Source organism: Pseudomonas sp. GW823-FHT02E01, assembly GCF_058797535.1.
Genome location: NZ_JBXAJS010000004.1, coordinates 98784 through 119775 on the forward strand (window position 1 = coordinate 98784; position 20992 = coordinate 119775).

Sequence of the window (20992 nt, forward strand, 5' to 3'; positions counted from 1 at the left end):
CTTAACGAGTGCGTTAAAACTTCTTGTTGCGTCGATAGTAGTCGGGCGTGCACCCGGCCTGACGCTGGAACATCGCGATAAACGCCGAACCGGTGCTGTAGCCCATGTCGAAGGCGATTTCCTGAATGCTGCGATGGCTGTCCAGTGCTTCAATCGCGGCCAGGAATCGCAGACGCTGACGCCACTCACCAAAACTCATGCCCAACTCGCGGACAAACTGCCGCGCCAGGGTCCGTTCACTGACGTGAACCTGCGCCGCCCAATGCGCCAAGGGCCGGTTGTCACCGGGTTCGGCTTGCAGGGCCTCGCATATGCTCAGCAGTCCCGGTGTGCTGGCATAGGGCAGGTAACACTCATGCACCGGCGCCTGTTGCAACTGATCCACCAGAACCTGAGCCAGGCGTTTATCCGCGGCCTGCTCGGGAATCTTGACGTCACGGACGGCGAAGTCCTTGAGGATCGCCTTGAGGATGTCACTGATGGCGAGCGTGCAGGCCTGTTGTGGCAGATCCTCGCAGACCGCCGGCGCCAGGCAAACGGCACGGTAGTTGATCGGCTGGTGGCTGTAGAAACTGTGCTCGATTTCGGGGGGCACCCACACCGCGTATTGCGGCGGCGAGAGGAAACGGCTGCCGTCGACATCCATGTGCAACACCCCGTGGGCCGCATACTCCAGAGTGCCCCAGGGATGACGGTGCGCAGCGGCGAATTCGTGGGTATTGAAATCGGCGTAGCGGAAGTACACCGCCGAAGGCAATTCGCTGAAATCCAGCAGATCGATGTGTTTACTGCGCATGCTGTCCGTCATCAGGGGCCGGTTGTCTGGATCGAAGTATAGGCTTGCATCCAGACAAGCGGATAATTGCCCTTCATTAACGTTCTGGTTTTTCCCGATGCAATACGCTTATCCCCTGCTGGCCATTTTTATCTGGGCCGGCAACACCGTGATCACCAAAATGTCGGCCGGGGCGATCTTCCCCGCCGAGATCGGCTTCTACCGCTGGCTGCTGGCCGGGTTGCTGTTCACGCCCTTCATGCTCAAACCGGTGCTCACCCATTGGTCGCAGATCCGCCCGAAACTGGGCAAGATCTTTGTCCTCGGTGTGCTCGGCATGGCGGTCTATCAAAGCCTGGCGTACTTCGCCGCGAGCCTGACCTCGGCCACCAACATGGGCATCATCCTGTCGCTGATGCCACTGATGTCGCTCGCCATGGCGATCATCAGCCTCGGCCAGCGCCTGACCATGGGTGCCCTGGCCGGTGCGGTGCTGTCGTTTGCAGGTGTCCTGGTGGTGGTGTCGTCCGGCAGCCTTGGCGCACTGCTCGAACACGGGGTCAACCTGGGCGATGCGATGATGCTGATCGCCACCCTGGCCTACGCGGTCTACAGCACCCTGTTGAAAAAGTGGCAACTGAAACTGCCGCCGCTGGTGCTTCTGTATCTGCAGGTGCTGGTGGCCGTGGTGGTGCTGTTCCCGCTGTTCATCGCCTCACCGAAAGTCGGCCCGACCCTGCAGAACATTCCACTGGTGCTGTACGCCTGCCTGCTGGCTTCGATGGTCGCGCCGCTGGCGTGGATGCAGGCCGTGGTGCGTTTGGGACCGAGCCGGACCACGCAGTTTTTCAATTTGCTGCCGCTGATTACCGCATTGATTGCAGCGGTGGTGCTGCATGAGCAACTGGCGATGTATCACCTGGTGGGCGGGGTGTTGACCTTGGGCGGGGTGATCGTTTCCGAGCGTTGGACGACGGTGTTGGGGCGCAAGGTCAGTGTTGCCTGATCTGACGCCATCGCGAGCAAGCTCGCTCCCACAGGTGTTGTGTCGAACCCGTCTGTTGCGAACAACCGAAAACCTGTGGGAGCGGGCTTGCCCGCGATGAACGATAACTCGGTCTAAAGCCCCGCCGCACTCAACCGCGCCGCATGCTCGACAAATAACCGGATCGGCTCAGCCCCCTTGCCCACCAGCCCCAGCGACTGGTTGACGATATCGAAGTGATCCAGCGGATACTCATCGCCAATCACCGTGCCCAGGTGCGAGCTGTAGCGCCCGACCATGCCGTCGCAATGCCCGGCTTCGCGGACGAAGGTTTTAGCGAACAGCCGGCAACTGCGGTTGGTGCCGTCCAGCAGGTTGCGCCCGCGATCGGTAATGCCCGGTTGCAAGGTGCCGGACCAGGAGTAATAGCGCACGCCGTTGACCTCTTCCGGCCCATGACCGCCCCAGGTGTCGGGCAGCCCCTGTGGATAACGCTGGTTGAACAGCGCGACGCCAGCGCTGGTGAGGGAGTGATGGGACGCATGGATATCCACCGGCAGCTTCGGCCCGCGGTAACCGGTATCCAGCCACCCTATCAGCGCGCCGACGATCCGCAGCAAAAAGCACAGCAGACGACCACGGACGCTCTCGTGGGGATAATGTTCGTGCAGGTAATCGGCGAGCTCCGAACCGTGGTTCGGCCCCGCCACCGAGGTCACCGATGCCACCAGATCCGGGCGCTTGGCCGCTGCATAACGGGCGGTCAGCGAGCCCTGGCTATGACCGATCAGGTTGACCTTGTCGGCCCCGGTTTCCCGCAGGATTTCTTCGATACGCGCCAGTAATTGCTCGCCCCGCACTTCGTTCGAGTTAAGCGGCGAGACCTGCACCGCGAACACCACCGCACCGCCATGGCGCAACGCCTCGACGATCCCGTACCAATACGGATAAAGCACCAACCGGATGAACCCGAGCATCCCCGGGACCAACACCAGCGGGTAGCGCGGGGCAGAACCTTGCGACATGGGCGGACATCCTTGTGGTCGGGCGGTGACGCAAGGCTGGATGCAAGACATCCGCCAAGCATCATCAGCGAAGATGACAAGTCTATGTCATCCGCCCTACTTCAACCCTACCACGCCCGCCACGATCAGCCCGACCGAAACCAGCTTGATCACGGTCAGGCTTTCACCCAGCAGCGCGAAACCGAGAAACACCGTGCCCAGCGAACCGATGGCGGTCCAGATCGGGTACGCAATGCTTACCGGGAGCTCGCGCATGGCCAGGGTCAGAAAATAGATCCCGCCCACAGCGGCCACTACGGTGACCAGCGAAGGCCAGAGCCGGGTGAAGCCCTCGGCGTACTTCATGCCCATGGCGAAGGTGACTTCGAACCCGGCGGCGACCAGCAGAAACAGCCAGGCCATCTAGAACTCTCCGGCCAGCGCCAACAAGCGCTGCTCAGCCTCGGCGGCAGAGATTTGAAAGCTGCGCTCGGCGGACTCCTCGCCCTCGGCAGCCACCACGGTGACGTCCGTGATGCCAATGAATCCAAGCACCGTACGCAGTAGCGTGTCGGCATGGTTCATGGCTTCCAGCTCGCCGCCCGGGCCAAAACCGAAGCCGCCACGGCTGGTGATGATCAGGGCCTTTTTACCCAGCACCAACGGCTCGTACTGGGCCACGCCATTGTCCAGGGTGTGATCGAAGGTCACCCCCACCCGCACGATCTGATCGATCCAGGCTTTCAAGCCGCTGGGGACGCTGAAGTTGTGCATCGGAGTGGAAATCACCAGCACATCATGGCCAAGCAGTTCGCCGACCAGTTCGTCGCTGAACGCCAGATCGGCCTGCATCGACAGCGGCCGAGCGGCGGGCTCGGGGTAAAACGCGGCGGCCACGAATGCCTCGTTGACCGGCGGAATCAGCGCACGACCGACTTCGCGTCGGGTCAGTTGCGCATGTGGATGACGGGCCTGCCAGGCCGCCAGAAACACTTCGGCCAAACGCCGGGAGTGCGAACGATCACCACGGGGGCTGGCGTGAACAGCAAGAATTCTACTCATCTGTCTCTCCTCAGGGCTAAACTCAAACGGCTTGTGGTTTGCAGCTTGAGACTCACTACCGTCCTCGCTCAAATGAGCAGAAATCAGTCTGGATGAATCCATTTCATCCATGGAGTGTTCAATGTTCGCCTCGTTGCCGCTGACCGCCCTGCGCGCTTTTGAATCAGCCTCACGCCTGCTGAGCTTCAAGGCTGCTGCCGAAGAACTCTCGGTGACGCCGACGGCGGTGTCCCACCAGATCCGCTCACTGGAAAGTTGGCTCGGCGTGCCATTGTTCGAGCGTCTGCCGCGCCAGGTGCGCCTGACCGAATGCGGCGAACGGCTGTTCCAGAGCCTGCATGGGACTTTTCTGGAAGTGGCGCAAAGTGTCGATACACTGCGTCCGCAACGCAGTGGCGCCAGCCTGACGGTCTCCACTACCGCCGCCTTCGCCGCCCTGTGGCTGGTGCCAAGGTTGGGACGTTTCTACGCCCGACACCCGAACATCAACGTGCGCCTCGATACCCACTGCGAAGTCATCGATCTGCATCAGGACGCCAGTGTCGACCTGGTGCTGCGCTACAGCCTCGATGATTACCCCAACCTTTACGGCCAGTGCCTGTTCGATGAGTCCTTTGGTGTCTACGGTTCGCCTGAACAAGTGGCCCTGGCGTCGAGTCGCGCTCCGACGCTGATCAGCGTGCGCTGGCACAACTCCAAACTCTATGCCCACGGATGGGAGGCCTGGTGCGCTCGCTCCGGCGAAACCTGGCTGGGCGGTCGGCCGGCCGTGCGCGAATACGACGAAGAGCATTACGCCCTGCAAGCGGCGATTGCCGGCCAAGGCCTGGTGCTGGCAAGCAATATTCTGGTGTCGGAAAGCGTGGCCAGTGGTCTGTTGTTGCCGTACCGGGGGGAAATCCAGGTCGATGGAGCCGGCTACAGCGCACTGTGCGTGCCGGGGCGTGAGCGACATCCACCGGTTCGGGCTTTTTTTGCGTGGTTGCGTGAGGAGGCATTGTTGTCCGGGCATGCGGTGCGCTGATCAGCGCCTCGACAACAGTTCAAGTGTTTCAAGTTTAACGACTGCTTAAGTTCACCACTACGAATTAGAACAATCACAAACGCCGAATAACAAACACAACTAAAACCTGAAGTTACAAACCAAAACTAGACTTTTAAATCTATAAACCTACTCTAACAACCACAGCCAGCCGGCTGCTCACACCAACAAGTAAAGGATTACTTTCATGCTACTTGAACAACGACTCGAATTTATTGATTCCCTGCCAGCATTACCTATCATCACGCAGCGCTCGGCACCTGTATTTTCTACGCTCTTGAACAAACCTGAACATGATATCAACAAACCAACTGCCAGCGTCATGCCTGATACTATCGATGCCTTCCTGCCCGGCGTTTCGCAGGAAATCATCGACGACGTCAATTTGTGCAAACTGGTCATGCAAAACGCCGCCACCAAACTCTACCCCGAAGATGAAAAACTCTTCGAGTGGTATCGCTACTATGTTGACGGCCTGAGCAAACTGGGCTGGGTAACTCAAAACCGGAACATCCAGGAGGTCACGATCAAGAGAGTTGGCCTGACGATGGATCAGGTTGCCCTGGAAGTGGCTGCAGGATTGATTGGCGGTAATGCGGCTCAAATACTGAGCAACGTTGCGAAAAAAGCAGTTGAGATGGTGCAAAACAATCCGGGTGCCATCACCATTTTTGAGAAAAACAAAAAGCTTGGCACTCAGGCAAAATTCGATATCGCACCCATCTGGGTCGATAAAAATGGGCAACCCAACATGATCCTTAACTGCATATCCCTCGATGCGAGGGAAAGCACGCGCGGTATCCTGTTCTGGAAATCGACCCGACAGTCCACCACTATCAAAACAGGTGCTGTTCGTACTCACCTTGATATTAAAACGTTCTCCGGGATACGCAACGCCGTATATAAAAAATATCAGGCAGACGGACAAAAATTCATCGAAAACCTGCCGGACTTCTAATCGCTTTACCACATATTTAAATCGGCAATAAAATTGCCGATTTAAATATGCTACCGCGCAAGCCTCTGCGCAGGAAAAACTTATGAAAAAAGCACCGTTCGATATTTACCTAGTCAATGGAAACATCACGATCTTTTGCGGCTCGCACACGGACAGCTTTAAGAAAGACATACTAGCCTCCAGCCTGCTGGGCGATCTGGTGGCCTCAAAGAAAAGTGGCAACCGTGAAATATCGTGGCCAGCTTATACAGATACCGTTCAAAAAGTCGGCTGGGCTGTTGGCAGCCGAACGACTCAGCAACTCAAGTTTGAAAACAGCAGCCTTTTAAATATTGTTGAGCAAAGCACCGGGAGTGCCCTGCCACAAGATGAACGGCTAGCGCTGGCCAACGCATTTGAGCAACTGACAAGACTCCAGCCTGACTCACTGGCGGTCAGGGCAATCGTCGAGAAACTCCAAAGTAACGCCACCGTGAGCAATGCCTACGCAGACATAGCGGTTTCCACGGCCGCATTACTGACGATCATTCGCAACAATAAGACCGTGGTAACCCTGCAAATGGCGTTCAAAACAGCTCAGGAGATTGCAATCGATATTCTCGACCAGCCGGTTTTGAGCGTCACCCACGAACACAAGACCAACATTTGGCTGATGAGTAGCGTCCTGGATGGGCGCTTTTACAATCAGGTAAGAGATGACGTTCTCAAGAAAGTGGGGCTTAACATCGAAACAAAGCTGCTGCATATCCCTGCCCCCCCGGCTTGAATTGAATGATCCAGCCTTGCAAGACGTTCAAGCGCCCCTGAATCGGAGCGTTTGAACTGTCTCCGGCAACCTTCAGTTTTTTACCGTCTTCGGCGCCTTGCCCGCCTTCATCTGCTCCAGCAACGGCGCGCACTGGTTCGGCTCGCCGCCACTCGGCGCTATCAGCGCCAACAACCCTGCCGCCGGTGCGGCGATCACGCCTAACGCGACCATCCCGGCTCCACGCAACATCAACGGCACGGCCTTGACCCCCGCATCGGGCTTGATGAACTTGCCCCGCACGTACAGCGGCGAACGCAACGAAATCAAACGCCAGCCCTTTGATTCCGGGGTGATGGTCAGGTCCAGTTGTTCGGTCGCCATGTTCGCCGTGCCATCGATGTAAACAATGGCGTTCTCGGTGTCGAACACAAACAAGCGGGTACTCGCCAGGCCGGACTGGATGCCGAAGTCGGCGGCGGCGCAGTTGATCTTCACTTCCTTGTCGCCAAAGATCTTGCCGACCACGTAGTTGCCGACGTTCAGCCCGGCCAACTCCATCAATTCGCGACTGATAGCACCATCGTTGATCAGCATTTTCAGATTGCCATTGGCGCTGCCCAGCAGTTTAGCCACCGAATTGCCGTGCCCGCTGATATCACCGTCGCCGTTGAGTTCGCCGAAACTGGTTTTCATCGGTTCAAAGCCGGGGAACAACTGCTTGAGCTTGAAGCCTCGCGCCGTGAGTTTGGCATGGCCCTCCAGCGGATCGGTGTGGCCGTTCAGGCGAATCTGCGCATCCAGCTTGCCGCCGGCCACGCCGAAACGCAGCGGCTCGAGGCTGAGCACGCCATCGGTGAGTACCAGATGGGTATAGAGATCGTTGAACGGCAGTTTTTCGCTGTGCACGATGCGCTTGCCGGTGAACTCGACATCGGCGTCCATATCGCGCCAGCGATCGGTCTTGAACTCTTCGACCGGCAGCACTTTGTCCGCCGGTTGTTTGCTGTCACCGCCTCGGGCCTTCTGCTCGGCGTTGGAGTCGGCACCAATCAGCGGTGCCAGGTCAGCGAACAGCAATTGATTGGATAACAGCGAACCGTTGAGCTTCGGCCGTGGCTGGCTGGCCACGTAGGTCAGGTTGCCATGGATGTCACTTTCACCGATCTTGCCGTTGAATTCTTCATAGTGGAATACCGCGCCACCCGGCTCGTGTAACTTGGCGATCAGATGGCCGTCGGTGGCATAGGGTGGCGTGTCCGGCAGGATCACGCCGGTCAGCGGGTAGAGATTGCCCAGACTGGTACCGGCCAGTTTCAGGCGCAGGTCCAGGGCGCCGAGGTTCAGCGGATCGGTCAGGGTGCCGGCCAGTTCGACGCTGGAATCGGCGATTTTTACCTGTGCCTGAAGCGGAAACGGCCGTGCCGCGTCCTGCAACGCCAACAGCCCGCCAATCTTGCCCTGGCCCGCGAGCTTCTGGCCGTGGTACTGGCCGTTGACCTTGAGGGCGAATGCATAGTCCTGGGGTGACGAACCCTTCTCCTGCGCGGCTTTCGCCGCTTTGTCGCCGACGATATCGCTGAACGGAATCGGCTTGCCCAATGGATCGATCAGTACGTCGAGTTGGGTCTTCAGGTTCTGGTCGTCGAGGGTGACATGCCCCTTGTCAAAGCCGATCGCTCCGATATCCACCACCCAACTCGAAGGCTCGGCGTCCGGGTCCTTTGGGTCGAGTTTGAAGGTCCAGTTGGCGCGCCCGTCAGCCAGGCGTTGCAGGTGGGCATTGGGCTCGGTGAGATCGATACGCGGGATCACCACCCGCTGCGCCAGCAATGCCAGGGGTGAAATACGCAGCTCCACCCGTTTGAGGGTGACCATCTGTGGCTGTTTCGACCAATCGGGATTGCCCAGGCTCAAGTCTTCGGCCAACACATGAGGCCACGGTACCCAGGCGCGCCAGCCGCCTTCATCGGACTCGGGTTGCCAGACCACCGACAGATTGCCGTTGATGGCGAAAGCGCGGTGCAGCTCTTCGGAAACTTTGGCGTTGAGCGGCGCTTTGATCCGGTTCCAGTCGAAGAACACGATGATCAGCACCAGCATCACCAACAAGGTAAGGAAAGTGGAAAGGGTCCAGACCAACGTCTTTTGAGTGCGCGTCATTGCACAGGGCTCCTGATACGACCGGGCGCCCCGACTGCGACGCACATGTGAAACGGTGAGCCGCAAACGGCTCGCCATGCAAACTACGACTGATAAAAACCCGGCAGGTTTAATCGAAAGACCGATTTCGCCGATTTCGCCCAGTCCAATACTGACCAGCCGGTCGACCTGCGTTACCGGACCTGCACTTTTGCACAACACAGGTGGGTCGAAAACACCCACAAAAGTGCAAGACAACTCGCCGGAAACACCCGGCCTAGGGCCTCCGCAGCAAACAATCAATTCCGTTGATTATTACCATTGCGTTTATGAACTTTCATATCGATTTATCGAGAGTAGCATTGCTCTCGTGCCCACTTATTCGCACCCCCACGGAGCAAAACAATCATGAAACGCCAACTACTGCTTAGCCTTACACTTTCGATGCTGGCCAGCACTGCCTTTGCCCTGCCAGCGGCTGACCAGGCCACCCCACAAGTGAAACAAGACCACTCGGTGTTCAGCCAGACCGTCGCCGCCGATGGTTCCGACCACACCCCACAAGGCCAGACCCTTGCCGAAGGCGGTAATGATCGCCTGAAAGAAAAAGGCCTGATCACTCAGGATGGCTCGGACCGCACTCCTCAGGGCCAAACCCTGGCTGCCGATGGTTCCGATCGTACCCCACAAGGCCAGACCCTTGCCGCTGATGGTTCGGATCGTACCCCACAAGGTCAAACCCTGGCTGCTGATGGTTCCGACCGTACTCCACAAGGTCAAACCCTTGCTGAAGGCGGTGGTGACCGCGTGATCGAACGCAACAGCGCCGTGAGCTAAGCTCCATGGCCGCCTTGAAAAAAAGCCCAATCCCCGGATTGGGCTTTTGAATTTTCATAGGCCCGCTTGATAGATGCCACACATCCCCGCGTGATCCCCCCCACAGTCGTTCGACGCCAGCAAAGCCGATTTGCTAGAGTGCGCCGCGTCCCTGTCCAGAAAACGCCCTTGCGATGCTGCCCCGCGCCGAACAGAAACAACAAACCCGTAACGCCCTGATGGACGCTGCCCGGCGCCTGATGGATGGCGGCCGAGGATTCGGCAGCCTGAGCCTGCGCGAAGTCGCGAAAACCGCCGGCATCGTACCGACCGGTTTCTACCGCCATTTTGCCGATATGGATGAATTAGGCCTGGTACTGGTCAGCGAAGTCGGCCAGACATTCCGCGAAACCATTCGCCTGGTACGACACAACGAATTCGTGATGGGCGGCATCATCGATGCCTCGGTGCGGATCTTTCTCGACGTGGTTAGCGCCAACCGTTCGCAGTTCCTGTTTCTTGCCCGTGAGCAGTACGGCGGTTCGGTGCCGGTGCGCCAGGCCATCGGCCGTTTGCGTGAAAACATCAGCTCGGACCTGGCGGCGGATTTGTCACTGATGCCGAAACTGCAGCATCTGGACATCGCCGACCTGAGCGTCATGGCGGATCTGATCGTCAAGAGCGTGTTCGCCACCCTGCCGGACATCATCGATCCGCCAGCCGAAGCCTTGCCAGAGCACCTGACGCCCCAGGCGAAAATCACCCAGCAGCTGCGGTTTATCTTTATCGGCCTCAAGCATTGGCAAGGGCTCGGCAGCACTGAGTAACTTTCTGTGGATGAAATCCCTGTGGGAGCGAGCTTGCTCGCGATGAGGGAATGACATCCACCATCGATGTGACAGTTCCACCGCCATTGCGAGCAAGCTCGCTCCCACATTAAACCTCGCCGCTTTAACTTGGTGCGCAAACCAAAAACAACGCACCAACTTCAACCAAAATACTCACTCCATCGATACCAGTCCTACGCCTCCGTCAGGCATTTCCTACACATCATGTCGATTGGCAAGCCCCTTGCTCTAGCCTGAACATTGTCCATTGCTGGAAGCCTTCCGATGCTGGTGATTCATCGCAGAATCGACCCTCAACCCGTTTGGGCCGCCGAACTGCACCTGACGTTCGAAGCCCGCAGCAAAAGCCGATTGCGCTGTTTCAGTGCCGAGGGTGAAGACGTCGGGTTGTTTTTGGAGCGCGGCCAGCCGCCGTTGCATGACGGCGAATGCCTGCAAGCCGAAGACGGGCGAATCGTGCGCGTCTGCGCCCGTCCCGAACAACTGCTGCATGTCACCTGCGCCAATGCCTTCGAACTGACCCGCGCGGCCTATCACCTGGGCAACCGCCATGTCGCCCTGCAAGTCGGCGACGGCTGGTTGCGCCTGCTCGACGACTACGTGCTCAAGGCCATGCTCGAACAACTCGGTGCCGTTGCCGTGAACATCGAGGCGCCATTCCAGCCGGAACATGGCGCCTACGGCGGTGGCCATCACCACTCGCGTCACGGCGATGAAGACTTCAACTACGCGCCGAAACTGCACCAGTTCGGCGTACGCACATGAACCCGGCCTGGGCGCTGCTGCGCCTGGCCAGTCCGCAATTGCCGATTGGCGGCTACAGCTACTCCCAGGGCCTTGAAATGGCTGTGGATAACGGCCGTGTTCACGACCCCGACAGTGCGCGACGCTGGATCAGCGATCAGTTGCTGCTGAATCTGGCACGCTTCGAAGCACCCTTGCTGCTCGCCCATTGCGTGGCCGCCAGCGAGGAAAACTGGGACGAATTGCTGCAACGCTGCGAGGAACACCGCGCCAGCCGCGAAACCCGTGAGCTGCATCAGGAGAGCCGGCAGATGGGCTACTCGTTGCAGCAATTGCTCAATGGCTTGCCGGAGCTCGACGCCCCCGCCCGCGCCTTCCTCGAACAGCGCAGCGAGCCACATCTGGCCCTGGGTTGGGCGTTGGCCGCGCGCGCCTGGCAGATCAGCCCGCAGGACGCCCTGGCCGCATGGCTCTGGAGCTGGCTGGAAAACCAGTTGGCGGTGCTGATGAAGACCCTGCCCCTGGGTCAGCAAGCCGCCCAACGCCTGACCAGCGAACTGTTGCCGCTGCTTCAACAGGCTCAACAGAACGCCACTCGAATCGATCCCGATCATTACGGCAGCGCCGCTTTCGGCCTGTCCCTGGCGTGTATGGGCCACGAGCGCCAGTACAGCCGTCTGTTCCGTTCCTAGGGCCATTTATTTTGGAGAATCACATGAACGCACAACCCCTGCGCGTCGGTATCGGCGGCCCGGTCGGCTCCGGCAAAACCGCCCTGACCCTGGCCCTGTGCCTGGCCCTGCGCGAGCGTTACAACCTGGCCGTCGTGACCAACGACATCTACACCCGCGAAGACGCAGATTTTCTGGTGCGCAACGAAGCCCTGGCACCGGAGCGCATCATCGGCGTGGAAACCGGCGGCTGCCCGCACACGGCCATCCGCGAAGACGCCTCGATCAACCTCGAAGCCGTGGATCAGCTCAACCGCCGTTTTCCGGGGCTGGACCTGATTCTCGTGGAGTCCGGTGGCGACAACCTCTCCGCGACCTTCAGCCCGGAACTGTCCGACCTGACCATCTACGTGATCGACGTCTCGGCCGGCGACAAGCTGCCACGCAAGGGCGGGCCGGGAATCTGCAAATCCGACCTGCTGGTGATCAACAAGATCGACCTGGCACCTCTGGTCGGCGCCTCGCTGGAGATGATGAACAGCGACACCCAACGCATGCGCAACGGCAAGCCCTTTGTCTTCAGCAATCAGAAAACCGGCCTGGGCCTGGAAGAGATCATTGCCTTCATCGAACGCCAGGGTTTGCTGACCGCGGCCTGATCACGACTTATCAACAAGGAAGCTTATCCATGACACTCAAACGCATTCTCGCCGCCCTGGCCCTGCTGCTGACTCCGGCCCTCGCCTTCGCCCATCCGGGACACGGCGACAACGGCTTGATCGCCGGTATCAGCCACCCACTTGGCGGTCTCGATCACTTGCTGGCAATGCTCGCGGTCGGCCTGTGGGCAGCACAGCAGCAAGGCGCCGCACGCTGGGCGCTGCCATGTGCCTTTGTCGGCACTATGTTGATTGGCGGGCTGTTGGGTTTTGAAGGATTGAACCTGCCGGCACTGGAGAGCGGGATTGCCGCTTCCGTGTTGGCTTTGGGGCTGGCGGTTGCCCTGGCAGTGCGTCCACCGTTGGTGATGGCGGTGGGTGCGACTGCGTTGTTTGCGCTGTTTCATGGTGTCGCGCACGGGCTGGAACTGCCGGAAATGTCGAGCCCCTGGACCTACGCCGCAGGCTTTGTTGCGGCGACGGCGGTGTTGCACGCGGCGGGTTATGCGCTGGTGCGGGTGTTGCCGCAGGCCGCAGCGCCCCTGGTGCGACTGGCGGGCGCGGCTTCGGCGGCGACTGGCGTGTGGTTGCTGGCAGGTTGACTCTCTAGTGTCTGACCCGGCCTCTTCGCGGGCAAGCCCGCTCCCACATTGTTCCTGTGGATATAGTTCCATTGTGGGAGCGAGCCTGCTCGCGATGGCGGCCTGACAGACACCACCCCTCTCAGGCCTGTTAACATGTCGCGCAATCGCCCCTGCCGTGACGACGCCAGCCAATGCCGCCTGTTTCCCGCTCTGCCTCTCAGCCTGAACTGACCGCCCTGTTCGCCTCGGTGCAACAGCATTTCCTGAACGTCATCGTGCCGCTCTGGCAAGGTCCGGGCTGGAACGCCGATATGGCGTTGCCCTACGAGGCGCTGGATGCCGCACACCAACCACTGCCACCGCAACGCTACCGGGCCATGGCCTGTGCGCGGCAGTTGTATCTGTTTGCCAGCCTGATCGGTCAGGTGCCGGGCGCCGAAGAGCGTGCCGCCGCGTTGTTCCGCTCCTTGCAGCGGCACTTCCACGATGCCGAGCACGGCGGCTGGTTCTACAGTGTCGATGCACAAGGTGCGCCGCTGGATCAGCGCAAGGATCTCTACACCCACGCCTTCATCCTGTTCGCCTGCGCCCATTACTGGGACAAGGTCCGCGAGCCGCTGGTGGAGTCGGTGCTCAATGCCTCGCTGGAAGTGGTCGCGCAGCGTTTCGCCACGGACGACGGTCTGTACGAAGCCACGCTCGACCGCGACTGGGCATCGCTGGACAGCGGCCCTTTGCAAAACCCGCTGATGCACCTGGCCGAAGCTTTCCTCGCCACCCTGTCGGTGCGTGAAGACCTCGACGTGCAACAGGCGCTCGTCGGGTTATGCACAGCCATGCACGCGCGCTTTATCGATCCGCAGCACGGCGTGTTGATGGAAAAACCGCTGGGGTCTGTGGATAACTGGTTTGAACCGGGGCATCAGTTCGAGTGGTATTTCCTGTTGGAATCTTCGGCACTGTTGCGCAATTCGACGCTGCATGCCGATCTGGAGCGGGCCTTCGCCTTTACCGAGCAAGTGGGCGTTGATCAGCAGACTGGCGCCGTGCGGGCGATGCTCGATTTCGCAGCCGATGGCGGTACCCGGGACGCCACGCAACGCATCTGGGCCCAGGCCGAGTACCTACGTGCATTAACGCTGCGCCCGGACAGCGAAGCGGCTGTACTGCGTCAATTGCAGGCATTGCAGCAGCGCTCGCTGCATGACGGCGGCTGGTACGAGTGCCGTGACGAGCACGGAGAAGTCAGCCGCCGCGACATGCCGTCGACCACGCCTTATCACCTGGCAACCTGTTATCGCGGGTTGGCGGAATATCTCGGCTGACTGTTCGGCCGCTTTCGCGAGCAAGCCCGCTCCCACAGGTTGCATACAATCCCTGTGGGAGCGGGCTTGCTCGCGAATGACCTCGAAGAGGTCGCCTTGTCACTCAATCCACTTGCGGTCCCCGGTAAAGCTGATAGTCAGCCATCGCGCAGCATCCGCCTCGCCAAGCTTCGTGGAAATTTCCTCGCGCAAACTGTCCAGTTGCCCCACACCGTCCAGCCAGTAATCCTTCGGCAATACGATGTGAATCTCGATAAAACAGGCCCTGCCGTGTTTCTGCACGTAGGAAATGTAATCGTCAAAACCATGCTCGGCCTTCGCCACTTCCATCACCTGACGCACCTTGTCGTCCAGTTGATCCGGGACGATCCCCAGCACATCGCGCAAGGCCGGCCCGAGGATTTTGAACGCCGGGGGGAGCATGCCCAAGGCCAGCAGAATCAGGATCATCGGGTCGACATACACCGCCCACTTGTCGTAACCCTGAGTCTTGAGCAGCAGCGCGATGAGGAAACTCACCAGCAGTCCCGCCGACAGCATCGCGTCCACCAGCCAACTGATGTTGTCGAACTGGATCAGCGATGAGTTGAGCGTGCGATTGCGTTGGCGGACGTAGAAGAAATAAATGAGCTCAACGACAGTGAAGAAGGCCGCGTAGAAAATCACCAGACCGAGTTCGACTTCGCGGCCACCACTGATGATGCCGAACACACCGTTGAGAAAGGCATAAACGGCCACCAGGAATATGAAACTGCCTTCGATCACCAGCACCATGGGCTCCAGGTGCCAGGAACCGAACTGAAAGCGATGGTTGCTTTCCTTGGCGATCAGCCGGGCGGTGATCAGCATCAGGACCTTGATGAAGGCCGCGATCAACGAAAAGAAGCCATCGAACAGAATGGATTGGGCGCCCGAAACAAAACCGGTGATGATCCCGGCGAATGTCACGGCGAGCATCAGGAAGGTCGATTGTTTGAGCAGCGCCTGCTCGCCTCGATTACTCACTTGATCTCCTCAGATACCTCTAGACCGCCGGGTGCGGCGGGTTGCTTGAGGGAGGAGTCTAGCTGATGTCCGGTTTTGACCGCTCTTGTGGCGAGGGGGCTTGCCCCCTCGCCACAATTAAGACTTACGCTCGATTGCAAAACCAGCCCAGGTCTGGCTCACCGGCATCAGCTCCAGGCTGTTGATGTTGATGTGCGCCGGGGCATTGAGCACCCAGAAGATTGTCTCGGCGATGTCTTGCGGCTGAATCGGCTCGGCGCCAGCGTAAGTGGCATTGTAGCGCTCCTGGTCACCGGCAAAACGCACCAGCGAGAACTCGCTCTCGCACAGGCCCGGCTCGATGTTGCTGACCCGCACGCCCGTGCCTTGCAGGTCGCAGCGCAGGTTCACTGAGAACTGTTTGACGAACGCCTTGGTCGCGCCATACACATGGCTGCCCGGGTACGGGTAGTTGCCGGCGATGGACCCCAGGTTGACGATACCGGCACCTCGACCGTGGGCAATCAGGCGCGGCAACAGCAGACGGGTGCTGTACATCAGGCCTTTGACGTTGGTATCGACCATGGTGTCCCAGTCGTCCAGGTCGCACTTGGGCGCCGGATCAACCCCCAGGGCCAGCCCGGCGTTGTTGATCAACCCGCGCAGTTTTGCAAAGGATGGCGGCAGATTGGCAATCGCCTCCTCCATGGCCTTGCGATCACGCACATCGAGCACCAGGCCATGGACTTCGGTCTGCTTCGACAGCTCGGCGCACAACGCATTGAGGCGCTCTTCACGACGGCCAGTCAGCACCAGTTTCCAGCCGGCCTCGGCAAAACGACGGGCACAGGCTTCACCAAAACCGGAGGTCGCGCCGGTAATAAACAGGGTGTTGGACATCGTGTTCTCCTTGCTTCGGCTGATCGCCAGCCATTGGAATAGAAAATCAGCAGGCAGCATGCCCGGCCTTGTTCACAGCGGCAACCACCGTTCAATCTGTTCAAAAAACGCTCAATCCCGGCAACCCCTTGACCAGCGTGGCCTACAGCCATGTGCGCGCACGTTATCCACAGGCCGGTCCACAGTCTTTGGGGGCAAGTGGAAAAGCTGCAAGCCGCTATCCACAAGGCTTTGCGCGGGGTTTTGAAACTTTTTTGCTTGACCCTCAACCGCCTGCTGTGTAGCCCTTGGCCATTTTCATGACTGACGGGTCAAACCGGCGATGGCGCCAAGCCAGTAACCACGGCCTTCAGCCGAGTCTTTCCAGAGTTTAGTCACAGACTTATCCACAGGCTTGTCCACGCCGATTCCATGCATTTTCATCCCGAACAAAAAGGTTGACAAAGCGGCCTGCAAGCTGCGCAAAAACACCTGATCAAAAAACAACCACACCTCTGCAAGCCACGGTTTAAAAGGCCTGCAGCCAGCTACTCCCACGTTATTCACAGCCGGTTCCACAGCAAACGGGGACAAGTCAAAACCGTGACAAAACAACTATTTGCAGCGGCTTTATGTCGCGCTTTGCGAGCTTGGGAATATTGTTTTCCACAATTTCCCAGAGGCATGCCAAAAACCTGTGGGAGCTAGCTTGCTCGCGATGACTGCGGCACAGCTTGCATCGTGGAGACTGACACACCGCTATCGCGAGCAAGCTCGCTCCCACAGGGTTCAGTGGTGTTTTGAAGATGTAAAAAAGCCCCGGCGATTGCGCGCCGGGGCTTGTGCATAACAAAGCAGACTCAGTGCCCGCCGAGATAGGCGCTACGCACATCCTCGTTGACCAACAACTCCTTGCCGGTGCCGGTCATGCGGATTTCGCCGTTGACCATCACGTAAGCCCGGTCAGACAACCGCAGGGCGTGGTTGGCGTTTTGCTCCACCAGGAAGATGGTCATGCCGGTCTTGGCCAGTTCCCGCAGGGTGGCGAAGATCTGCTTCACCACGATCGGCGCCAGGCCCAGGCTTGGCTCATCGAGCAGCAACAACTTGGGCCGGCTCATCAGGGCCCGGGCGATGGCGAGCATCTGCTGCTCGCCGCCGGACATGGTCATCGCCCGCTGGGTACGCCGCTCTTCGAGCCTGGGGAACAGCTCGAACATGCGCTGCATATCCTCCTTGGCGTACTTGTCACCGATAGGGATGGTGCCCATCAGCAGGTTCTCCTCGACAGTCATGTCGGGGAACACCCGCCGCCCTTCCGGCGATTGCGCAATGCCGTTGGAGGCGATGTAGTGGGACGACTTGTGGGTAATGTCCACGCCCTGATAGAGGATCTGCCCGTCCGCCGCCCTTGGCTGGCCGAAGATCGACATCAGCAGGGTCGACTTGCCGGCACCATTGGAGCCGATCAGGCTGACGGTTTCCCCTTCGTTGATGTGCAGCGAGACACCTTTAAGGGCCTGGATCGGCCCGTAAAACACGTCCAGTTCCTTGAGCTCGAGGATGGGTTTACTCATACCACCTCCTCTTCTTCCGCGCCCAGATAAGCGGCAATCACTTTCGGGTCGTTGCGGATGTCGTCGGGGCCACCCTCGGCGATGACGATGCCGTGGTCCAGCACCACAATGTGGTCGGAGATACTCATAACCATGCCCATGTCGTGTTCGATCAGCACCACGGTCAGATCGTGCTCGTCGCGCAGCAGCCGGATCATCGCGCTCAGCGCTTCGGTTTCCTGAGGGTTGAGGCCGGCGGCCGGTTCGTCGAGGCAGATGATCTGCGGACGGGTGCACATGGCCCGGGCGATTTCCAGGCGGCGTTGCTGACCGTAGGACAGCTCACCGGCCAGGCGGTTGGCGCAGTCCACCAGATCCACCACTTCCAGCCAGTAGAACGCGTGGTCCAGCGCATCGCTTTCGGCCTTGCGATAGCCCTTGGTGTTGAGGATGCCGGCGAGCATGCTGCGATTGACCCACATGTGCTGAGCCACCAGCAGGTTTTCCAGCACCGACATTTCCTTGAACAGGCGAATGTTCTGGAAGGTCCGCGCCAGGCCGGCGCGGTTCACCAGGTGGGTGCCGCCGAACATCTTGTAGCGCATCCGGGTGATGAAGCTTTTTGGCGAAACGAAGTCGGTCGGCTTGAACGATTCGCCGAGCAACTGGATGACATTGGTCTGTTGCCCACGCACGTTGAGTTCGATCTTGCCGCCGGAGGCCTTGTAGAACCCGGTCAGGCAGTTGAACACGGTGGTCTTGCCGGCGCCGTTGGGGCCGATCAGGGCGAAGATCGAGTTGCGCTTGACCTTCAGGCTGACATCATTCAACGCCTTGATGCCGCCGAAGTGCATCATCAGTTTTTCTACACTGAGTACGACTTCGCTCATGGCGCTACTCCTTTACGCGGGGTCACACCGGTACGGCTGATCCGAATCAGGCCGCGCGGTCGCCAGATCATCATCAACACCATCAGGATGCCGAACAGCAGCACGCGGTACTCGGCAAAGCCACGCAGCAGCTCCGGGGCGACGGTCAGCACGAATGCTGCAATTACGACGCCTATGGTCGACCCCATGCCACCGAGTACCACGATGGCGAGGATCAGCGCCGATTCGAAGAAGGTGAACGAGGTCGGGTTGACGAAGCCCTGGTAGGTGGCGAAGAACACCCCGGCCAGACCGGCCGTCGAGGCGCCGATGGTGAACGCCGAGAGCTTGACCAGCACGTGGTTCAGGCCCATGGAGCGACAGGCGATTTCGTCCTCACGCAGCGCTTCCCAGGCACGGCCGACCGGCATGCGGGTCAGGCGATGCTTGATGTGCAGCACGGCCAGGACCACCAGGAACAACACGGCGTAGATGAAGTAGTACTTCACGTCGGGGTTGTAGGCGATGCCGAAGAACTCATGGAAAGGCACCCCGCCCTCTTTCGCCCTTTTTCCGAACTCGATGCCGAAGAACGTGGGCAACGGCGCTGCCATGCCATTCGGGCCGCCGGTCAGGGTCAGCCAGTTATTGAGGATCAACCGAATGATTTCACCGAAGCCCAGGGTCACGATCGCCAGGTAGTCACCGTGCAGGCGCAGCACCGGGAAACCGAGGATGCAACCGGCCAGTCCGGCGGTAATCGCCGCCAGCGGCAACACCGTCCAGAAGCCCAGCCCAAGATATTGATAACCGAGCGCCAGGCCGTAGGCACCGATGGCGTAGAACGCCACGTAACCAAGGTCGAGCAGACCGGCCAGGCCGACCACGATGTTCAGCCCCAGCCCCAGCAGCACGTAGATCAGCCCGAGGATGACCACGCCCAACAGGTACGAGTTGGAGAAAAACGGGAACACCACCGCGATAACAATCATCAGTGGGATGATCCAGCGCAGCCGGGATTTGTAATCAGGCGGCAGTACATGGACCCCGGACCCGGTGGTTTCAAAACCCTCGAGGATTCTCAGGCCCTTGGGGGTTTGCAGGAACAGGCTAAGGGCAAAGCGACCGGCCATGACGATGGCGACAATCCAGGCCACCCGGCTCGTTTCCATATTGAAGCCATAGCCATCGAGGACTACGCCGACAATCGGGCCGAACACAATCAGGGCAACCAGGCCGGCAAGAATCGCGTCAACCAGGCTTCTTTTGAGATCAATGGTTTTTTTAGTGGTTGAAGACATCGCTTACACCTTCGACACAAGAGGACGGCCGAGCAGGCCTTGGGGCCGAAAGACCAGAACGAGAACGAGCAGCGAGAAGCTGAAAACGTCTTTGTAGTCCGAGTTCACCAGACCGGAAAACAGCGACTCGGAAATCCCGAGAATGATCCCGCCGAGCATCGCGCCGGGCAGTGAACCAATCCCGCCGAGCACCGCGGCAGTGAACGCCTTGATCCCGATGATGAAGCCGGCATAGAAGTCGAATGTGCCGTAGTTCATGGTGATCAGCACGCCGGCCAGGGCCGCCATCGCTGCACCGATGATGAACACGTAGGAAATCACCCGATCGGTGTTGATCCCCAGGATCGAAGCCATCTTGCGGTCTTGCTGGGTTGCACGGCACATGCGGCCGAGCTTGGTGTACTTGATGACGTAGGTCAGCAGGCCCATCCCGACGAACGCTGCGACCAGAATGAAGACCTTGGTGTAGGTCAACTGAACGAAACCGGTACCGATATCAACGCGCCAGGCACCCGAGAGCAAAGTCGGAACGCCTTGTTGCTTCGCGCCCTGGGAGATCTGTGCGTAGTTTTGCAGGATCAGAGAGATACCGATCGCACTGATCAGCGGGGCGAGTCGAGTGGAGTTACGCAGGGGTTTGTAGGCGACACGCTCGATGACCCAGCCATACACCGCCGTGACGACGATGGTGAAGATCAGTGTGCCAAGCATCAGCAGCGGGAAAGATTCGATACCGAAGTAAGCCAGCAGAGCCAGACTGATTGCCGCGAGGTAAGCGGAAATCATGTAAACCTCGCCGTGGGCGAAGTTGATCATGCCGATGATGCCATAGACCATTGTGTAGCCGATGGCGATCAGGCCATAGACCGACCCGAGGGTCAGGCCGTTGACCAGTTGCTGCAGGAAAATACCATCCATAACGCAATCTCACGCAATGAGAACCTGCACATGTGGCTGTGCGGTTCCTCTAAGGAAAATACAGATATACGTCGGAGCAATGTCAGCCACGATCAGGCAGGCCACCACGGCCCCCTGTAGGAGCG

The 20992-nt window shown here is 59.3% G+C and carries 23 protein-coding genes; 11 read left to right on the forward strand and 12 right to left on the reverse strand.

The genetic code is table 11. The features are described 5' to 3' along the window. Positions 1-13: 13 nt before the first annotated feature. The gene (locus AC1RDQ_RS10700; protein WP_340312288.1) at positions 14-796 is read right to left on the reverse strand and encodes an AraC family transcriptional regulator; all 783 of its coding nucleotides are present in this window, start codon (positions 794-796) and stop codon (positions 14-16) included. A gap of 97 nt (positions 797-893) precedes the next feature. Between AC1RDQ_RS10700 and AC1RDQ_RS10705 the strand changes: the two genes are divergently transcribed. After that, positions 894-1781 carry a DMT family transporter gene (locus tag AC1RDQ_RS10705; protein WP_407514976.1) on the forward strand — a complete coding sequence of 296 codons (888 nt, stop codon included), beginning with the start codon at positions 894-896 and terminating at the stop codon, positions 1779-1781. A 113-nt stretch (positions 1782-1894) separates the two neighbouring features. Here AC1RDQ_RS10705 and AC1RDQ_RS10710 read toward each other — a convergent pair whose 3' ends face one another. From AC1RDQ_RS10710 to AC1RDQ_RS10720, 3 genes are all read right to left on the reverse strand, one after another. After that, positions 1895-2785, reverse strand: a complete 891-nt coding sequence (locus AC1RDQ_RS10710) for an alpha/beta fold hydrolase (protein WP_429521893.1) — start codon at positions 2783-2785, stop codon at positions 1895-1897. A gap of 96 nt (positions 2786-2881) precedes the next feature. Continuing rightward, on the reverse strand, positions 2882-3187 hold the full coding sequence (locus AC1RDQ_RS10715) for a DMT family transporter (RefSeq protein WP_046039891.1): 306 nt from the start codon (positions 3185-3187) through the stop codon (positions 2882-2884). After that, positions 3188-3826 carry an FMN-dependent NADH-azoreductase gene (locus tag AC1RDQ_RS10720; protein ID WP_057712206.1) on the reverse strand — a complete coding sequence of 213 codons (639 nt, stop codon included), beginning with the start codon at positions 3824-3826 and terminating at the stop codon, positions 3188-3190. It abuts the gene before it with no gap. A gap of 109 nt (positions 3827-3935) precedes the next feature. On the opposite strand from AC1RDQ_RS10720, the gene AC1RDQ_RS10725 reads away from it, so the two are divergent. The 3 genes from AC1RDQ_RS10725 to AC1RDQ_RS10735 all read left to right on the forward strand — a co-directional run bounded on the left by AC1RDQ_RS10725 (position 3936) and on the right by AC1RDQ_RS10735 (position 6592). Next, entirely contained in the window at positions 3936-4850 is a 915-nt protein-coding gene (locus AC1RDQ_RS10725) for a LysR substrate-binding domain-containing protein (protein WP_492587215.1), read from the forward strand. 205 nt (positions 4851-5055) lie between these two features. Beyond that, positions 5056-5826, forward strand: a complete 771-nt coding sequence (locus tag AC1RDQ_RS10730) for a hypothetical protein (RefSeq protein WP_057712208.1) — start codon at positions 5056-5058, stop codon at positions 5824-5826. A gap of 82 nt (positions 5827-5908) precedes the next feature. Further along, positions 5909-6592, forward strand: a complete 684-nt coding sequence (locus AC1RDQ_RS10735) for a hypothetical protein (protein WP_492587217.1) — start codon at positions 5909-5911, stop codon at positions 6590-6592. Positions 6593-6664: 72 nt separating this feature from the next. On the opposite strand, the gene AC1RDQ_RS10740 is transcribed toward AC1RDQ_RS10735, so the two are convergent. Next, the gene (locus tag AC1RDQ_RS10740) at positions 6665-8734 is read right to left on the reverse strand and encodes an AsmA family protein (RefSeq protein ID WP_492587219.1); all 2070 of its coding nucleotides are present in this window, start codon (positions 8732-8734) and stop codon (positions 6665-6667) included. Between the two features lie 387 nt (positions 8735-9121). Between AC1RDQ_RS10740 and AC1RDQ_RS10745 the strand changes: the two genes are divergently transcribed. From AC1RDQ_RS10745 to AC1RDQ_RS10775, 7 genes are all read left to right on the forward strand, one after another. Next, the gene (locus AC1RDQ_RS10745) at positions 9122-9550 is read left to right on the forward strand and encodes a hypothetical protein (RefSeq protein WP_492587221.1); all 429 of its coding nucleotides are present in this window, start codon (positions 9122-9124) and stop codon (positions 9548-9550) included. 173 nt (positions 9551-9723) lie between these two features. Beyond that, complete coding sequence (locus AC1RDQ_RS10750) at positions 9724-10356, forward strand: TetR family transcriptional regulator (protein WP_057712212.1); 633 nt, start codon at positions 9724-9726, stop codon at positions 10354-10356. Between the two features lie 285 nt (positions 10357-10641). After that, entirely contained in the window at positions 10642-11142 is a 501-nt protein-coding gene (gene ureE, locus AC1RDQ_RS10755; RefSeq protein ID WP_150673196.1) for an urease accessory protein UreE, read from the forward strand. Continuing rightward, positions 11139-11813 carry an urease accessory protein UreF gene (locus AC1RDQ_RS10760; RefSeq protein WP_349734534.1) on the forward strand — a complete coding sequence of 225 codons (675 nt, stop codon included), beginning with the start codon at positions 11139-11141 and terminating at the stop codon, positions 11811-11813. Before ureE ends, AC1RDQ_RS10760 begins: the two co-directional genes overlap by 4 nt. Positions 11814-11836: 23 nt before the next feature. Then, the gene (gene ureG / locus AC1RDQ_RS10765) at positions 11837-12451 is read left to right on the forward strand and encodes an urease accessory protein UreG (RefSeq protein WP_090452850.1); all 615 of its coding nucleotides are present in this window, start codon (positions 11837-11839) and stop codon (positions 12449-12451) included. Between the two features lie 29 nt (positions 12452-12480). Further along, complete coding sequence (locus tag AC1RDQ_RS10770) at positions 12481-13053, forward strand: HupE/UreJ family protein (RefSeq protein WP_150813599.1); 573 nt, start codon at positions 12481-12483, stop codon at positions 13051-13053. A 173-nt stretch (positions 13054-13226) separates the two neighbouring features. Then, a complete protein-coding gene (locus AC1RDQ_RS10775; protein WP_492587223.1) occupies positions 13227-14360 on the forward strand; it encodes an AGE family epimerase/isomerase in 1134 nt (377 codons plus the stop codon). Positions 14361-14459: 99 nt separating this feature from the next. Here AC1RDQ_RS10775 and AC1RDQ_RS10780 read toward each other — a convergent pair whose 3' ends face one another. From AC1RDQ_RS10780 to AC1RDQ_RS10810, 7 genes are all read right to left on the reverse strand, one after another. Further along, complete coding sequence (locus AC1RDQ_RS10780) at positions 14460-15365, reverse strand: cation diffusion facilitator family transporter (RefSeq protein ID WP_057712218.1); 906 nt, start codon at positions 15363-15365, stop codon at positions 14460-14462. A gap of 117 nt (positions 15366-15482) precedes the next feature. Beyond that, positions 15483-16244 (reverse strand): SDR family oxidoreductase, encoded by a 762-nt coding sequence (locus AC1RDQ_RS10785; RefSeq protein ID WP_056725413.1) that lies wholly within the window; start codon positions 16242-16244, stop codon positions 15483-15485. Positions 16245-16541: 297 nt separating this feature from the next. Next, positions 16542-16790, reverse strand: coding sequence for a hypothetical protein (locus AC1RDQ_RS10790; RefSeq protein ID WP_223502843.1), 249 nt, complete (start codon positions 16788-16790; stop codon positions 16542-16544). 293 nt (positions 16791-17083) lie between these two features. Next, positions 17084-17800, reverse strand: a complete 717-nt coding sequence (locus AC1RDQ_RS10795; protein WP_057712220.1) for an ABC transporter ATP-binding protein — start codon at positions 17798-17800, stop codon at positions 17084-17086. Next, positions 17797-18669, reverse strand: coding sequence for an ABC transporter ATP-binding protein (locus AC1RDQ_RS10800; protein WP_090452841.1), 873 nt, complete (start codon positions 18667-18669; stop codon positions 17797-17799). The genes AC1RDQ_RS10795 and AC1RDQ_RS10800 overlap by 4 nt, the downstream gene beginning before the upstream one ends. Next, positions 18666-19949, reverse strand: a complete 1284-nt coding sequence (gene livM, locus AC1RDQ_RS10805) for a high-affinity branched-chain amino acid ABC transporter permease LivM (protein ID WP_057712222.1) — start codon at positions 19947-19949, stop codon at positions 18666-18668. The genes AC1RDQ_RS10800 and livM overlap by 4 nt, the downstream gene beginning before the upstream one ends. Before the next feature lie 3 nt (positions 19950-19952). Further along, positions 19953-20867 (reverse strand): ABC transporter permease subunit, encoded by a 915-nt coding sequence (locus AC1RDQ_RS10810; RefSeq protein ID WP_007979705.1) that lies wholly within the window; start codon positions 20865-20867, stop codon positions 19953-19955. Positions 20868-20992: the final 125 nt, after the last annotated feature.

Coding starts and splice junctions, on each gene's coding strand:
- AC1RDQ_RS10700 (WP_340312288.1), bottom strand. CDS start 796: ATGCGCAGTAAACACATCGATCTGCTGGATTTCAGCGAATTGCCTTCG.
- AC1RDQ_RS10705 (WP_407514976.1), top strand. CDS start 894: ATGCAATACGCTTATCCCCTGCTGGCCATTTTTATCTGGGCCGGCAAC.
- AC1RDQ_RS10710 (WP_429521893.1), bottom strand. CDS start 2,785: ATGTCGCAAGGTTCTGCCCCGCGCTACCCGCTGGTGTTGGTCCCGGGG.
- AC1RDQ_RS10715 (WP_046039891.1), bottom strand. CDS start 3,187: ATGGCCTGGCTGTTTCTGCTGGTCGCCGCCGGGTTCGAAGTCACCTTC.
- AC1RDQ_RS10720 (WP_057712206.1), bottom strand. CDS start 3,826: ATGAGTAGAATTCTTGCTGTTCACGCCAGCCCCCGTGGTGATCGTTCG.
- AC1RDQ_RS10725 (WP_492587215.1), top strand. CDS start 3,936: ATGGAGTGTTCAATGTTCGCCTCGTTGCCGCTGACCGCCCTGCGCGCT.
- AC1RDQ_RS10730 (WP_057712208.1), top strand. CDS start 5,056: ATGCTACTTGAACAACGACTCGAATTTATTGATTCCCTGCCAGCATTA.
- AC1RDQ_RS10735 (WP_492587217.1), top strand. CDS start 5,909: ATGAAAAAAGCACCGTTCGATATTTACCTAGTCAATGGAAACATCACG.
- AC1RDQ_RS10740 (WP_492587219.1), bottom strand. CDS start 8,734: ATGACGCGCACTCAAAAGACGTTGGTCTGGACCCTTTCCACTTTCCTT.
- AC1RDQ_RS10745 (WP_492587221.1), top strand. CDS start 9,122: ATGAAACGCCAACTACTGCTTAGCCTTACACTTTCGATGCTGGCCAGC.
- AC1RDQ_RS10750 (WP_057712212.1), top strand. CDS start 9,724: ATGCTGCCCCGCGCCGAACAGAAACAACAAACCCGTAACGCCCTGATG.
- ureE (WP_150673196.1), top strand. CDS start 10,642: ATGCTGGTGATTCATCGCAGAATCGACCCTCAACCCGTTTGGGCCGCC.
- AC1RDQ_RS10760 (WP_349734534.1), top strand. CDS start 11,139: ATGAACCCGGCCTGGGCGCTGCTGCGCCTGGCCAGTCCGCAATTGCCG.
- ureG (WP_090452850.1), top strand. CDS start 11,837: ATGAACGCACAACCCCTGCGCGTCGGTATCGGCGGCCCGGTCGGCTCC.
- AC1RDQ_RS10770 (WP_150813599.1), top strand. CDS start 12,481: ATGACACTCAAACGCATTCTCGCCGCCCTGGCCCTGCTGCTGACTCCG.
- AC1RDQ_RS10775 (WP_492587223.1), top strand. CDS start 13,227: ATGCCGCCTGTTTCCCGCTCTGCCTCTCAGCCTGAACTGACCGCCCTG.
- AC1RDQ_RS10785 (WP_056725413.1), bottom strand. CDS start 16,244: ATGTCCAACACCCTGTTTATTACCGGCGCGACCTCCGGTTTTGGTGAA.
- AC1RDQ_RS10795 (WP_057712220.1), bottom strand. CDS start 17,800: ATGAGTAAACCCATCCTCGAGCTCAAGGAACTGGACGTGTTTTACGGG.
- AC1RDQ_RS10800 (WP_090452841.1), bottom strand. CDS start 18,669: ATGAGCGAAGTCGTACTCAGTGTAGAAAAACTGATGATGCACTTCGGC.
- livM (WP_057712222.1), bottom strand. CDS start 19,949: ATGTCTTCAACCACTAAAAAAACCATTGATCTCAAAAGAAGCCTGGTT.
- AC1RDQ_RS10810 (WP_007979705.1), bottom strand. CDS start 20,867: ATGGATGGTATTTTCCTGCAGCAACTGGTCAACGGCCTGACCCTCGGG.